At 35.9% G+C, this 14,091-nt stretch carries 12 protein-coding genes, 1 tRNA gene and 2 rRNA genes; 14 read left to right on the forward strand and 1 reads right to left on the reverse strand.

Annotated elements, in window-relative coordinates; genetic code table 11:
* The 11 genes from VIO64_RS06205 to VIO64_RS06255 form a co-directional block, all read left to right on the forward strand.
* Positions 1-123 (forward strand): 23S ribosomal RNA (locus VIO64_RS06205); the annotation flags it as partial.
* Positions 124-367: 244 nt separating this feature from the next.
* Positions 368-484: ribosomal RNA gene (gene rrf / locus VIO64_RS06210) — 5S ribosomal RNA — on the forward strand.
* A 6-nt stretch (positions 485-490) separates the two neighbouring features.
* Positions 491-563, forward strand: a tRNA-Asn gene (locus VIO64_RS06215).
* A gap of 288 nt (positions 564-851) precedes the next feature.
* The gene (locus VIO64_RS06220) at positions 852-2,108 is read left to right on the forward strand and encodes a putative glycoside hydrolase (protein ID WP_331916256.1); all 1,257 of its coding nucleotides are present in this window, start codon (positions 852-854) and stop codon (positions 2,106-2,108) included.
* Positions 2,109-2,403: 295 nt separating this feature from the next.
* Entirely contained in the window at positions 2,404-3,609 is a 1,206-nt protein-coding gene (locus tag VIO64_RS06225; protein ID WP_331916258.1) for an amidohydrolase, read from the forward strand.
* Positions 3,596-4,051, forward strand: coding sequence for a tRNA (adenosine(37)-N6)-threonylcarbamoyltransferase complex ATPase subunit type 1 TsaE (gene tsaE, locus VIO64_RS06230; protein ID WP_331916260.1), 456 nt, complete (start codon positions 3,596-3,598; stop codon positions 4,049-4,051). The genes VIO64_RS06225 and tsaE overlap by 14 nt, the downstream gene beginning before the upstream one ends.
* A 61-nt stretch (positions 4,052-4,112) precedes the next feature.
* Positions 4,113-4,826 (forward strand): tRNA (adenosine(37)-N6)-threonylcarbamoyltransferase complex dimerization subunit type 1 TsaB, encoded by a 714-nt coding sequence (tsaB, locus tag VIO64_RS06235; protein ID WP_331916262.1) that lies wholly within the window; start codon positions 4,113-4,115, stop codon positions 4,824-4,826.
* Entirely contained in the window at positions 4,819-5,283 is a 465-nt protein-coding gene (gene rimI, locus VIO64_RS06240; protein ID WP_331916264.1) for a ribosomal protein S18-alanine N-acetyltransferase, read from the forward strand. The genes tsaB and rimI overlap by 8 nt, the downstream gene beginning before the upstream one ends.
* Positions 5,284-5,469: 186 nt before the next feature.
* Positions 5,470-7,935 (forward strand): ATP-binding protein, encoded by a 2,466-nt coding sequence (locus VIO64_RS06245; protein WP_331916266.1) that lies wholly within the window; start codon positions 5,470-5,472, stop codon positions 7,933-7,935.
* A 309-nt stretch (positions 7,936-8,244) separates the two neighbouring features.
* Positions 8,245-9,078, forward strand: coding sequence for a diguanylate cyclase (locus tag VIO64_RS06250; protein WP_331916268.1), 834 nt, complete (start codon positions 8,245-8,247; stop codon positions 9,076-9,078).
* Positions 9,079-9,245: 167 nt separating this feature from the next.
* On the forward strand, positions 9,246-10,430 hold the full coding sequence (locus VIO64_RS06255; protein WP_331916270.1) for a flavodoxin domain-containing protein: 1,185 nt from the start codon (positions 9,246-9,248) through the stop codon (positions 10,428-10,430).
* Between the two features lie 156 nt (positions 10,431-10,586).
* On the opposite strand, the gene VIO64_RS06260 is transcribed toward VIO64_RS06255, so the two are convergent.
* Positions 10,587-10,976, reverse strand: coding sequence for a hypothetical protein (locus VIO64_RS06260; protein ID WP_331916272.1), 390 nt, complete (start codon positions 10,974-10,976; stop codon positions 10,587-10,589).
* Between the two features lie 127 nt (positions 10,977-11,103).
* Here VIO64_RS06260 and VIO64_RS06265 point away from each other — a divergent pair, with 127 nt between their 5' ends.
* From VIO64_RS06265 to VIO64_RS06275, 3 genes are all read left to right on the forward strand, one after another.
* On the forward strand, positions 11,104-11,679 hold the full coding sequence (locus VIO64_RS06265) for a TIGR00730 family Rossman fold protein (RefSeq protein WP_331916274.1): 576 nt from the start codon (positions 11,104-11,106) through the stop codon (positions 11,677-11,679).
* A 110-nt stretch (positions 11,680-11,789) separates the two neighbouring features.
* Positions 11,790-13,205: an MFS transporter gene (locus tag VIO64_RS06270; RefSeq protein WP_331916276.1), complete on the forward strand. Its 1,416-nt coding sequence runs from the start codon at positions 11,790-11,792 to the stop codon at positions 13,203-13,205.
* A gap of 97 nt (positions 13,206-13,302) precedes the next feature.
* The gene (locus VIO64_RS06275; protein WP_331916278.1) at positions 13,303-13,986 is read left to right on the forward strand and encodes a phosphatase PAP2 family protein; all 684 of its coding nucleotides are present in this window, start codon (positions 13,303-13,305) and stop codon (positions 13,984-13,986) included.
* Positions 13,987-14,091 lie beyond the last annotated feature (105 nt).

Raw genomic sequence — 14,091 nt, forward strand, 5'->3', positions numbered from 1 at the left:
CTAAGATGAGATATCCCACCGTAAGGGTAAGACCCCATGTAGACTACATGGTTGATAGGTCAGGAGTGTAAGTGCAGTAATGTATTAAGCTGACTGATACTAATAGGTCGAGGGCTTGACCAATTAAAACAGGTATTTATAAAGAGAGTCTTTATCATAGTTAAATCATCAAATTCTTGTCAGTATTACTTCATTATATAGTTTTGAGGGTATATATGAAATCACTTAGACGCTACTTCCGGTTCAAGCGAGTGTTGACGAAATTAAGTCAACTTAGAGAGCGAGATTAACGGAAGTTAGGATAAGAGATTTCACCCGATAATTAAATAGTCAAAAGTTGATAGGCTAAGCCTTATCAATTAAATTTTCTGGTGATGATTACGAGAAGGTCACACCCGTTCCCATCCCGAACACGGCAGTTAAGCTTCTTAGTGCCGACGATACTTAGACGGTTGCGTCTTGGTAAAATAGGTAGTCGCCAGATCTATATTCCTCAATAGCTCAGTCGGTAGAGCATGCGGCTGTTAACCGCAGGGTCGTAGGTTCGAGTCCTACTTGAGGAGCTAAAACAAGAGAACCTATTAAAAGGTTCTCTTGTTTTTTAATGTTTAGGAAATTATAGTGTATTTTATGCCATACCACAACTTATTTTATTCAGGAAGTTTATGAATTTTTAGTGAAGAAACTGTTTTCCTGCAGCAATAAGTTATATAATTATATAAAAAGTGGTTATAGTAAGAATAAACGTAACTTATAATAGAAAATAATTATATTATAATGTTTTTTCTGGTATAATATTGAAGATGCATAAAATAAACACTGAAAAACTAAGAATGGAGCGGCTAAACGATATGTCAAAACTGATAAAATCTACATTGGTAATGTTAAGTGTTTCATTAATTATTTCTTTTATGAGTGGCTGTAGCTCATCTGGTACTGATAAAAACGGCGATACAGGAAAACAGACACAATATACAGGTGAACCTGTTGCCACTGGGGGTAAGACGGGACAGACTCCTGTGCAAAGCCCTACTCCAACACAAAATCCAACCCCTGTGAATTATTCCAAGAACATACCAAAACCGGACAAGCTTAGGGCGGTTTATTTCTCAGGTTGGACTGCTGGAAGTCCTGATAGAATCAAACAAGTTGTCGAGCTTGCAAAAACTACAGAATTAAATGCTGTAGTAATAGATGTAAAGGATGATAACGGAACAATCAGCTATAAATCAAATATAAAAGAGGTTGTCGACAACGGGGCAATTGAAGTTAAATATGACGTTAAGAAGGTAATCGAACAACTGCATGAGGGCAATGTCTTCGTTATAGCAAGACTTGTGTGCTTCAAGGATCCCATATTGCCTAAAAAGCATCCTGAGCTGGCATACAAGAAAAAGGATGGAAGCCTGTGGAGAGATAATAATGGTAAAGCATGGGTAAATCCTTTTAATAAGTCTGCCTGGGATTATAACATAAAAATTGCACTTGAGGCGATAGATAATGGATTTGATGCGATACAGTATGATTACGTCAGGTTTTGTAATGATGGTGATATAAAAAGCATATATTTTGGAGAAAATTTCGATCCCAACACCAAATCAGATGCAATAGCTGAATTTTTAAAGCAGTCATATGAGGAAATTCATACAAAAAGGGGCATAGAGTTATCCGCTGATGTTTTTGGAATATCTGCGGTTGCTACTGCCGACGATAAAATAATCGGTCAAAATTGGGAAAAGCTGGCTCAACATGTAGATTACCTTTCACCGATGGTTTATCCATCCCATTACGCAACAATACAGCAAAACGGAGTAGGACAGGAAATAAACGGTGTAAAATTTACAAAGCCGGACTTGGAGCCATATAATGTTATATACCAAACGCTTTTATCAGGTGAAAAGAGATTAAATCAAGCCAATATAAAAGTTAATGTCAGGCCATATTTGCAAGCCTTTACTGCACCATGGATCGGGAAAGGATATTATCAGAAATATGGAACCGAACAGATTAGAGCACAGATAAAGGCTGTATATGATGCGGGGTATACTGAATGGATATTATGGGATCCGGCAAATAAATATCCACTGGATGCATTTCAAAAGAAGTAGATATGTTGCGAAAAACAATTTTATTAGCAAAAGCAGTTGAAGCGACTTCATTTACATTATAGAAAATAAATAAATAATGACTGATAGAAAAGCAGACAGAAAATACAAACAGAAAACATATATTGATGACAAGGCTTGCTTCGATAAGGAGCAGGCCTTGTCATCAATATATAGTCATAATAAAGTTTTCGTTGTAATAACCATTTCTATATATTAAAATATTAGAGAAAAAACAGGATTATGTGTTTATATATAGAAATCACTAATTAATATTTATCATATTTTGGAGGTAAAAATGTTACTGATTAAAAATGCCAGAATTATAAGCATGGAAAGTACAGATTATGATAATGGCTATATCTTAGCTGATAAAGGAAAAATAGTAGATATCGGATCAATGGAGAGGTTTAGTGAAACACAGATTGAAAAGAAATATTCAATTAAAACTGTTATAGATGCAAATAATAATTATGTGTTACCCGGCTTTATAGATGCACACTGCCATGTAGGAATGTGGGAAGATTCTGTGGGATTTGAGGGTGATGACGGAAATGAGATGACCGATCCTGTAATGCCTCATTTGAGAGCAATCGACGGCGTATACCATATGGACAGAGCTTTTGTAGAAGCAAGGGAAGCAGGTGTAACGACAGTAGTTACAGGTCCGGGAAGTGCAAATGTTCTGGGAGGTCAGTTTGCAGCATTAAAGACATATGGAAGAAGCGTTGATGAGATGGTTTTAAAGGAGCCTGTAGCACTTAAGGCGGCTTTTGGAGAAAACCCAAAAACCGTTTACAATGAGAAAAGGCAGACTCCAATGACTAGAATGGCTACTGCGGCCCTGCTGCGTGAAAATTTAGCAAAAGCACAAGAATATAAAAAGATGCTGGATGATTATAATAATGATCCGGAGGAAAATGACAAACCTGAGTATGACATTAAAATGGATGCGTTACTTAAAATTATAAATAAAGAGGTTCCGTTAAAAGCTCATGCTCATAGAGCTGATGATATTTTGACAGCTCTAAGGATTGCTAAGGAATTTGATATTAAAGTTACTATAGAGCATTGTACAGAAGGATACATGATTAAGGACCTTCTGTTGGAGGAAGGTGTAGAGGCTTGTTTAGGTCCTTTGCTTACCGACAGATCAAAGATTGAACTTAGAAACCAAAGCATTAAATCTCCAGGGATTTTGTCAAATGCGGGAGTAAATGTGGCAATAACAACCGACCACCCATGTGTTCCTATTCAGCACTTAAGCCTGTCTGCTGCTATGGCAGTAAAAGAAGGCATGGATGAAAGGAAAGCACTCCAGTCGATAACTATAAATGCTGCAAAAATTACAGGTATTGACGACAGGGTTGGAAGTCTGGCTGTGGGTAAGGATGCTGATATTGTCATTTTTGATGGGAATCCATTAGAGTTAAAGACAAATGTGCAGAACACTATAATAAACGGCATTTTGGTTTATGAAAGGGAAAAGAATGAAAAGCTTTAAAACTGTTTCGCAGGATGAAACTGCGGCACTTGGAAGAAAACTTGGTGAACTGCTTAAAGCAGGGGATGTTGTTTGTCTTATAGGTGATCTTGGTACCGGTAAAACAGCTTTTACAAAAGGAATAGCTGAGGCTCTTGGGGTACAAGGTTATATAACAAGCCCCACTTTTACTTTTGTCAATGAGTATCAGGGAAGGATTCCAATGTTTCATTTCGATGTTTATAGAATAGGTGATCCGGAGGATTTGTTTGAAATAGGTTTTGAGGAATACCTTGAGAGAGACGGTATTGTTGTTATAGAATGGGCAAACATGATAAAGGAAATACTTCCTTCTGATTATATCTGGGTTGAAATCAGGAAGGATATTAATGCTGATTTTAATATGAGAATAATAGAGATAGAGTTTGTGGGGAACAATTATTGCAGTATTAAAGATATGTAATAATTCCCCCATGCCTCTTAGATATATTTTACTTATGCTGGTTTTGAAAGGAAGATACGATTTGAAAGTATTAGCTGTAGATACATCATCAACCATAGCAGCAGTAGCGATAATTGAAAATGAAGTGCTTTTAGGCGAATATTTTGTAAATAATAAAAAGACTCACTCTCAAAAGCTTATGCCAATGATTAAAGAGCTTACCGAAAGCTTGGGACTTAATCCTGCAGAAATTGATATTTTTGCGGCATCAGTAGGGCCAGGCTCTTTTACCGGTCTAAGGATTGGAGTTACCAGCATAAAGGCTATGGCTTATGCACTGGAAAAGCCTGTTGTAAGTATTCCTACATTGGATGCATTGGCATACAATTATCCAGCATCTAATGCAATAATATGTCCAATAATGGATGCAAGGAATAACCAGGTATATACTGCTTTCTACAGGTTTAAGGATCAGCCTCTCCGCGAGTCAGAATACATGGCGTTGCCCATTGCGAGCTTGATGCAGATTCTTATTGAGACCGAAGAAAATATATGTTTTGTGGGAGACGGTGTAGAAAGACACCGGGATTATTTATTAAATGAGCTTGGTCAAAAATGCAGTTTTGCACCGCACAACCTTATTTTAAATAGGGCATCTTCTGTTGCACAATTAGCTTTGGCAAGAGCTATCGATGGTAAAGTTGAAAGCCCTGTTGACATGATCCCGTTTTATTTGAGAAAATCTCAGGCAGAGCAGGAGTATGACAAGAGAAACGGAGAAAAGTCAAATGAGTGATTTTAAAGTTGTTCCAATGAATTTAGAGCATGTTAATGACATTATGATTGTTGAAAGTTTAAGTTTTTCTATTCCATGGTCAAAAAATGCTTTCATTGAGGAAATAACTAAAAATTCATTTGCATATTATTATGCGGGTATCTATAAGGGCAAGGCTGTGGGTTATGGCGGTATGTGGCAGGTCTTTGACGAGGGTCATGTTACAAACATTGCGGTACACCCCGAATTTAGAAAAATTGGTATAGCGAGCAGAATTTTAGAGTTTATGATTGGAGAATCAATTAATAAGGGTATACAAAGAATGACCCTTGAGGTCAGAAAAAGTAATGTATCTGCGATAAATTTATATCAAAAGTATGGCTTTATTAATGAAGGAATCAGGAAATCGTATTATGCTGACAATGGTGAAGACGCAGTAATTATGTGGAAGCATAAAATGGACATTAATGCTTCCTAATTTATATATCTATAAAACATCTATAAAACATCTATAAGCATATCCTAAAACCTAGCAAACAGGTGCCTTTTAGGTTTTCATTAAAAATCATTAAAAAAAAGGGTTTTTGTCTTAAGTAGTTGAATATATAGAATATTATAATAAATAGGCTTTTTGTGATAATACATTCGCAAAGGGGGCAATTAAATGTCAGGCTTTGAGAGGTTGTCTTATGATAAACTCAGAAATGAGTGCAATCCGAGACAGTTTGATTTTAATAGCACTGCAGAGCTTCAAACACTAGACGGTATAATAGGCCAGGAAAGAGCTGTTAAATCAATGGAATTCGGGCTCAACATCAGATTAAGAGGCTACAATATTTATATGTCAGGCCTGACCGGTACCGGTAAAACGAGCTTTGCATTGAATCAAATAAAAAAGATAGCACTTAAGGAAAAGGTACCTGATGACTGGTGTTATGTATATAACTTTAATAAATCCAACCAGCCGACGGCATTAAACTTACCAGCAGGTCTCGGCAAAGTGTTTCGCAAGGACATGGACGAGTTTATAAAAGCAATGAAAATAGAGATTGCAAAAACCTTTGAGAGCGATGATTATGAGAAAGAAAAAAATGATATTGTAAAAGATTATCAGGAACAAAGGGATTTACTGCTGGAAAAACTAAATAAGGATGCTGAAGCACAGGGGTTCAAGGTAAAGACAACCAATGCAGGTATATACTTTTTACCTATAGTTGAGGGAAAAACCATAAGCGAGCAGGAGTATGGGGATCTTGAAGAGGATGTAAAACATGAAATAAACGAAAAATCAAATGTTCTGCAAATAGAAACAATGGAGATAATCCGTAAGATAAAATTCATAGAAAAGGAAGCCGAAGAAAAAGTAAGTGAATGGGAGAACAAAATCGCCCTATTTGCAGTAGGAATGCATATTAATGATTTAAAGGATAAATATAGGGATTATAGCAAGATCAGTGCTTATTTGGATGAGGTGCAGGAGGATATATTAAAAAATTTGAATGACTTCAGGGAGGATGAGGTGCCTGAAGATCAGCAGCAGGTTCTTTTTCCATGGCCTAAAAGTATAGGGGCTTCCATAGATAAGTATAAAGTAAATCTGTTGGTTGATAACAGTGAACTAAGCGGTGCTCCTGTAATTAGTGAATTTAATCCTACCTACTATAATCTTTTGGGAAGAATTGAATACGAGAATGAATTTGGGACTATGACAACAGATTTTACCCTGATCAAGCCAGGTGTACTTCATCAGGCAAACGGCGGGTACTTGATTTTGCAGGCAAAGGATGTATTAAACAATGTTCAGTCATGGGAAGCCTTAAAAAGGGTTTTAAAAGAGAAAAAGATAACAATAGAGAATCTAAAGGAGCAGATGGGGTTGGTTGCCGTATCTGCTATTAAGCCTGAGGCCATTCCGTTGAATGTTAAAATCATACTGGTGGGAAGTGAACACCTTTATCAGGCTCTGTATGACTATGATGAGGATTTTAAAAAGCTTTTCAAGGTAAAAGTGGATTTTGATGATGTAATGGACAGAAATACGGAAAATATAACTAAGCTGGCCCAGTTTATTGCAGGATTTTGCGAAAGGGAAAATTCACTGCATTTTGACCCTACCGGGGTGGCAAAAGTAGTTGAGTATTGCTCCATGTTGGTGGAAGATCAAGTGAAGCTTACCACCAGGCTAAACGACATAATAGAGATTTTATGTGAGTCCTCCACCTGGGCTGCATTAGAAGGAAGCGAGTATGTGACATCAAAGCATGTTAAAAAGGCTTTTGAGGAAAAGGTATACAGGTCCAACAGGTACGATAAACGGCTTCTGGAAATGGTTAAAGACGGTACCATACTCATTGATACGAGCGGTGAGGTGGTAGGCCAGATTAACGGTCTGTCTATAATAGACGTTGGTGATTATTACTTTGGAAAGCCTTCCAGAATAACTGCCAATACATATATAGGTGAAAGAGGTATTGTTAATATTGAGCGTGAAGTGGAGATGAGCGGTACTTCCCATTCGAAGGGTGTTCTGATATTGGGTGCATATATAGGAGAAAAGTATGCACAGGAAATGCCCCTTTCTCTGACTGCAAGCTTGTGCTTTGAACAGCTTTACAGCGGTGTTGACGGTGATAGTGCATCGAGTGCTGAGCTTTATGCCATATTGTCAAGCCTGGCGGAAGTGCCTATAAACCAAGGAATAGCTGTTACAGGCTCTGTAAATCAAAAGGGCGAGATACAACCTATCGGTGGAGCTACGAGCAAAATTGAGGGCTTTTTTGAGATTTGCAAGGCACGAGGATTGTCAGGAAAGCAGGGAGTTATTATTCCTCATCAGAATGTAAGGAACCTGGTATTGAACGACGAGATAATTGAAGCGGTTAAAAACAATAAATTTCATATATATCCGGTAAAGTATATTGATGAGGGCATAGAAATTCTGACGGGCATAGGTGCAGGGAAAAAGAATAGCAGGGGTGAATACCCCAAGGGAACAATAAATTATCTTGTTTACAAAAAGCTGAAGCGGTATGCATTAAAGTCAAGTAACTTTGGAAAAGAGGACATTAAAAAAGCAAGTACATCAAAGAGATCAAAGGAAAAAGGCAGTCCACAATCCATAACATCCTAGACATGTACAAGATTGTTTTCAATTTTGCAGCCTTAAAGCAACCCCTTTGCTTGATTAAATTGAGCGGGGGTTTTTTTATGGCTTGAATATGCAGGTTAAGCAATAAATGGTTTGTAATTTATACATGATCGTGCTTGGTTAATTATTTGCAGCAATAAAAAGTGTAAAAAGCTAAAAAAAGATTAAGTTATGCAGCAATTTTGAATATTTATGTGTTAAAATATAGCTGAATCTTCTATGTAATGCTATAATAATTCCAAAGAGTTTTACCAGTAAGTGCAATTATAATTAATAATCGGAGTTTTCATTATGAGTATCAGAAAGATAACTGAAAATAAATTATTCCTTGGCATTGTTAACTTTATTCTTATTGCCGTAGTTGGATTATTTGATTTTATTACCGGGAATGAGGCTAATGTGACAATACTTTATCTTATACCTATATGCATTGTTACGTGGTATATTGGAGAAATATCGGGAATTGTAGCAGCGGATTTGAGTGCAGGTGCGTATCTGGCATCAGACCTTGTAAATAAAAAAGCTGGAACTTATGGCATAGTAGATATTTGGAATGCAGTAATGTTTTTAGCATTTTTTACTGTGGTAGTAATAATTTTGTCAAGGCTGAAGAAGACCCTTATTAGAGAAAAAAATATGGCAAGGATTGATTTTCTTACGGATATATATAATCTTAAGGGATTTTATGATTTTGGTGCAAGGGAAATAGATAAGTGCAGAAGATACCTAAGACCAATATCTGTTGCATATATTGATTGTGACAATTTTAAATACATTAATGACACCTACGGCCATCAGACAGGAGATGAACTTCTTAAGATGATTGCAGCCACTATTGTAGATAATGTAAGAGTAACAGACCTGGCTGCAAGACTGGGTGGAGATGAATTTGCCATAATGATATCGGAAACTGGACAAGAGGCTGTTAAGAATGTAATTGAAAGGGTAAGGAAAAGCCTCCAAACTATGGTTCAGACAAAGAACTGGCCCGTTACATTCAGTGTAGGGGTTGTGATTTTCAATAATGCACCTGAGACACTGGATGAGGCTGTAAAAAAGGCTGATGAGCTTATGTACAAGGTTAAGAAAAACGGTAAGAACAAAGTTATTTTTGATATTATATGAGGTTCATTTTGTTAGATTGTTTAATTGAATATGAAAATTGAATGTAATTGTTTATTTTTTAACGTGTTGGGTATAAAATATAAAAATAGATCAAAAATCAAGGTTGCAAAATCTAAAGCGATTTTGTTTAATTAAATAATATTGATGTTTATGGGAGGAGAATATACATGCAGGAGATTAAGAAGAATATATACTGGCTCGGTATAAAGGATTGGGAGCTTAGAGAATTCCATGGGCATGAGCTGTCTACTCATAGAGGTTCAACATATAACTCATATTTTATTAAGGATAAGAAAAATGTTCTGATAGATACGGTTTGGTATCCCCATAAGGAACAATTCGAAGAGATTCTGGAGAAAGAAGTGGGCGGCATAGAAAATATTGACATGATAGTTATAAACCATTCGGAACCTGATCATGCAGGCTGCCTTGGATATATCATGGCAAAGAAACCTGATATACCCATCTACTGTACCAAGCATGGTGTGGATATATTGAAGAAGCATTTTCACAAGGACTGGAACTTTAATATAGTTAAAACAGGTGATACTGTCAATATAGGAGAGTATGATCTTGTATTTGTTGAAATGAGAATGATCCATTGGCCTGACAGCATGATGACTTATGTTAAGGGAGCAAACCTTGTGTTCTCCAATGATGCATTTGGTCAGCATTATTCTGCAGCAGGACTTTTTAATGATGAAGTGGATACATGCGAGCTCTATCAAGAAGCCATCAAGTATTATGCAAATATACTTACACCAATGAGCGGACTTATTAGGAACAAGGTTGAGGAGGTTAAGGCATTAAACCTTCCTATCGATATAATTGCTCCAAGTCATGGGGTTTTATGGAGAGATAATCCTGTACAGATAATAGATAAGTACTATGAGTGGTCAAAGGAATACCATGAGAACTCAGTTGTGATAATATACGATACTATGTACGATGCGACAAAGAAGTTGGCAGAGGCTATAGGAGAAGGTCTTGGCAAAAACAACATAAAATACAAATTGTTCAATTCTGCTGTTTCGGACAGCAGTGATCTTATTACGGAAATATTTAAGGCAAAGGGTGTTATTGTGGGAAGTTGTACTGTAAACAACACTGTACTATCTTCCATCGCAGCAATGCTTGAAGAAATAAAGGCCCACAAATATAAAGGTAAAATAGGAGCAGGTTTCGGAAGCTATGGATGGAGCGGAGAATCACCTAAAATAATTACAAAGGCATTGGAAGATGCCGGGTTAAAGGTTGTGTTGGAGCCTATAAAGGTTGAATATCAACCAACATATGAGGATATACAAAAGGCAATTGAATTTGGAGAAAATTTTGTAAGTCACATGAAATAAGAAAAATATCAAAAGAATAAAAATATCAAAAGAATAAACATATCAAAAGAATAAACATATAAAAATAAATATTAAGGGATACAATAAGGAAGTTCAGCCTGCGTTATAAGAACGGCTTAAGATGAGAAGAGTGAACTTCCTTATTGATTTGAGATTTTATGAATAGATGATTTTGTATATTTGTTGGATTTTTTCTATCATCATTCTTTGATTGGTTGGGAGAATAGGTTTAACTATTTCCAACGTTTTTAATATTTCTCCGGTTTCGGGTGTCTTGTTTCTGTTGCTGTTTGCATGCTGCTTAAGTTTTCTATATGTACTTCTGTAGTTATTGCTAATTGCAATGGATCTATTTAGTACCCGTCTATATTTAGGAGGTGAGTAACTGGCAACTGTGTCTAGCATTTGATAAATGGTGTCAATTTGGTTGGGTTTTACTCTAGAGTTTAAATCTACATGCAAAGAAGCATTCTTTAGATCAAGTATCTTTTTTGCAGCATTCAAACCGTTAGATAAATTTTCTAATGATTTTCTTTTCCTATCCATAATTTATACCTCAAGTCAATAGAATAGCAAACAAGCATTGCCGTTTTACAATTCTAGATTCTACAGTGTTATTTTATGTTAAATAGTTATTTAATGTGATAAATGTGATACATTTTTGGAGGCAATAATGGGAAAAGTCATATGTGTATATAGTTCTTCAAGCGATTCCATAGATAGGGCATATTTTGATTGTGCTAAAATGTTGGGATACGCACTGGCAAAAAGAGGATGTACAATGATTTTCGGTGGAGGAATGACGGGTCTTATGGGGGAATGTGCAAGAACAGTTCATCAATACAATGGAAAAGTTGTAGGTATAATCCCCAAGTCATTGAATGTGACGGGCATTGTATATGAAAAGTGCGATGAGCTTATTGTTACTCAGGGTATGAGGGAGAGAAAAGGGTTGATGGATGAAAAGTCCGATGCATTTATAGCATTACCCGGCGGTTTTGGCACCCTGGAAGAGATTCTTGAAATAATAACATTAAAACAGCTTCAATATCATAACAAACCTATTGTAATATTAAATGCGTGCGGATTTTATGACAATCTGAAAAGCCAGTTCCAAACAATCATAGACAGGAAATTTGCAAAAGAGGAATGCAATGATTTATTTTATGTTACGGATTCTGTAGATGATGCATTGGAATATATAGCCAACTATGTACCCCATGTTTTTGGCTGCAGGTGGCTCACTTAAGGTTAAGATGTGTTAATATTCAAGGGAGAATGAAGATGAAGACTAATTTTGGGTTTATCGGGCAAAATAGGAATGAAGTATCAAATTGGATTTAAAAGGAAGTATGATTAATGAAGCTTACAAGATTAAGAAAATGGTTGATTTTAATTAATATATCAATATCAATATTTATGGCTACGTTGGATGGAAGCATAGTAAATATTGCCCTACCTACTATGGCCGAAAAGTTTTCAAGCAATATCAGTTCAATTCAATGGGTAGTAAATGCTTACCTGTTGGCTATATCTGTATTACTTCTGGTTTGGGGCAAGATGGCAGATATTTATGGTAAAAAGAGAATATTTATGATTGGTTTTATCATATTCACAGTTGGTTCAGGGCTTTGCGGAGTTTCAAACAGCTTGTTGATGTTGGTTATTTTCCGAGTGATTCAGGCTATTGGGGCTTCATCCATGATGGCACTCAGTCAAGGCATTGTTACATCAATTTTTGCTCCCGGAGAAAGGGGAAAAGCATTTGGAATTACCGGTTCATCTGTAGCTATCGGTAGTCTTGCTGGTCCTACATTGGGAGGTATACTGGTTGATTCGTTGGGGTGGCATTCAATTTTTCTTGTAAACATACCTATAGGGATAATTGGAATATTATGTACATATTTTATCATACCGGAGATCAAAGAAGAACCGGATAATAAGAGCTTTGATATTTTAGGGGCGTTGCTCTTTGCCGGATCGATACTGCTTCTGTTTATGGGGTTTTTATTTTTGCAGGATCAGAAGATATCAAACGTAGGCTTTGGACTTATGATTGTTGCATCATTGGTTTTAATGGCAAGTTTTATAATACACGAAAAAAGGATAAGCTATCCTTTGCTTGATTTCAGCCTATTTAAAATAAAGCTTTTTTTACTTGGTATAAGCACAGGTTTTCTATCATTCATTTCATTAAATGCGACGATATATTTTATACCGTTCTATTTTGAGTATGTTATGAAATTTAGCACATTGAAAGCGGGTATTCTTATGTCTGCATATCCTTTAATGACTTTCATAATATCGCCCATAAGCGGATGGCTGTCTGACAAAATAAGCTATAGGCCCCTCACTATTATAGGTCTTTCCATTAATGTAGCAGTTTTATTTACTATATCAACATTTGGCACTACCACATCAACATTTGTGATTGTTTTGCTTTTGGCTCTTTTAGGAACAGGTTCGGCTATATTCCAATCACCCAACAACAGCAGTGTTATGGGGAGCGTACCTAAGCATCAGCTTGGAACAGCAGGAGGAATAAATGCACTGTTCAGAAATCTGGGAATGGTGTCGGGAACTACAATTTCAGTGATTTTATTTTCATTTACTACACACGTTAACATAAATAAATTAACTGGAGAAAAAGCCGATTTTCAACCGGAGGTGTTTTTAAAGGGATTTAGCGTTGTTTTTGTTTTTTCGGCTTGTGCCTGCATTGCGGCACTTCTGTTAAGTGTAGTGAGAATTTCATTAAAGAGGAAAAAAGCATGAGAAAAACTTTAGTAATAATAATTTAAAATAGTTACACTTTTAAATTATTTGTAGTATAATGTTTATGTTTATACAATAAACTTTTATAGGTGATAAAATGATAAATAGTAGAATAGGCCCCATTTTTGTCAGGATATTATTTTTAGTTACCCTGCCGCTAATAAACATAATTCATACCGCATTGAACAACTACAGAGGCAACGTCAATATTTTAAGAACTTATATAGATAATATTATTCCATTTGAGAAAATCTTTATAGTACCCTATCTTTTATGGTTTTTTTACTTTGTATCTATATTGGTTTATTTCGCCATCGTGGATAAAAAGTACTACTTCAGGCTATTATTCAGCATTTTAGTGGGAAACCTTCTGTGCTTTGTAGTATACTATTTTTACCCTACAACAGTGCCCAGGCCCGATGTGATTGGAAATGATATACTTTCGTATTTAGTCAAGCTTACCTATAAGAGCGATAATCCTTTTAACTGTTTCCCAAGCGTACATGTTCTGAATGCTTTGCTTGCATCAATGTACCTGTTTAATTATAATAAGAAAATTGCAGTAAGGTCCTTTTCAGTTATTGCATTTGTTCTTATAACCCTATCCACACTATTTGTAAAGCAGCATTATATACTTGATGCAGTGGCATCATCAATAATAGGGGTCTCCATGTATGTGGTGTTTACATCCGACTATATATGGAGTACATTGTATATGAAAAGGATGCTTTACTTCTTTATACCGGGGTTGGCAAAAAAGGATTATGCAAAGGTTGATTAATTAAAATGTAATAAAATTGAATAATATTCATATTTTTGTACAAAATCTTACATAGAAACAAATTCATTCTAGGTGAGGTTTTTGTATGGGTAAATTATTATCTGT

Source organism: Pseudobacteroides sp. (assembly GCF_036567765.1).
GTDB lineage: Bacteria > Bacillota > Clostridia > Acetivibrionales > DSM-2933 > Pseudobacteroides.

Coding starts and splice junctions, on each gene's coding strand:
- VIO64_RS06220 (WP_331916256.1), top strand. CDS start 852: ATGTCAAAACTGATAAAATCTACATTGGTAATGTTAAGTGTTTCATTA.
- VIO64_RS06225 (WP_331916258.1), top strand. CDS start 2,404: ATGTTACTGATTAAAAATGCCAGAATTATAAGCATGGAAAGTACAGAT.
- tsaE (WP_331916260.1), top strand. CDS start 3,596: ATGAAAAGCTTTAAAACTGTTTCGCAGGATGAAACTGCGGCACTTGGA.
- rimI (WP_331916264.1), top strand. CDS start 4,819: ATGAGTGATTTTAAAGTTGTTCCAATGAATTTAGAGCATGTTAATGAC.
- VIO64_RS06245 (WP_331916266.1), top strand. CDS start 5,470: ATGTCAGGCTTTGAGAGGTTGTCTTATGATAAACTCAGAAATGAGTGC.
- VIO64_RS06250 (WP_331916268.1), top strand. CDS start 8,245: ATGAGTATCAGAAAGATAACTGAAAATAAATTATTCCTTGGCATTGTT.
- VIO64_RS06255 (WP_331916270.1), top strand. CDS start 9,246: ATGCAGGAGATTAAGAAGAATATATACTGGCTCGGTATAAAGGATTGG.
- VIO64_RS06260 (WP_331916272.1), bottom strand. CDS start 10,976: ATGGATAGGAAAAGAAAATCATTAGAAAATTTATCTAACGGTTTGAAT.
- VIO64_RS06265 (WP_331916274.1), top strand. CDS start 11,104: ATGGGAAAAGTCATATGTGTATATAGTTCTTCAAGCGATTCCATAGAT.
- VIO64_RS06270 (WP_331916276.1), top strand. CDS start 11,790: ATGAAGCTTACAAGATTAAGAAAATGGTTGATTTTAATTAATATATCA.
- VIO64_RS06275 (WP_331916278.1), top strand. CDS start 13,303: ATGATAAATAGTAGAATAGGCCCCATTTTTGTCAGGATATTATTTTTA.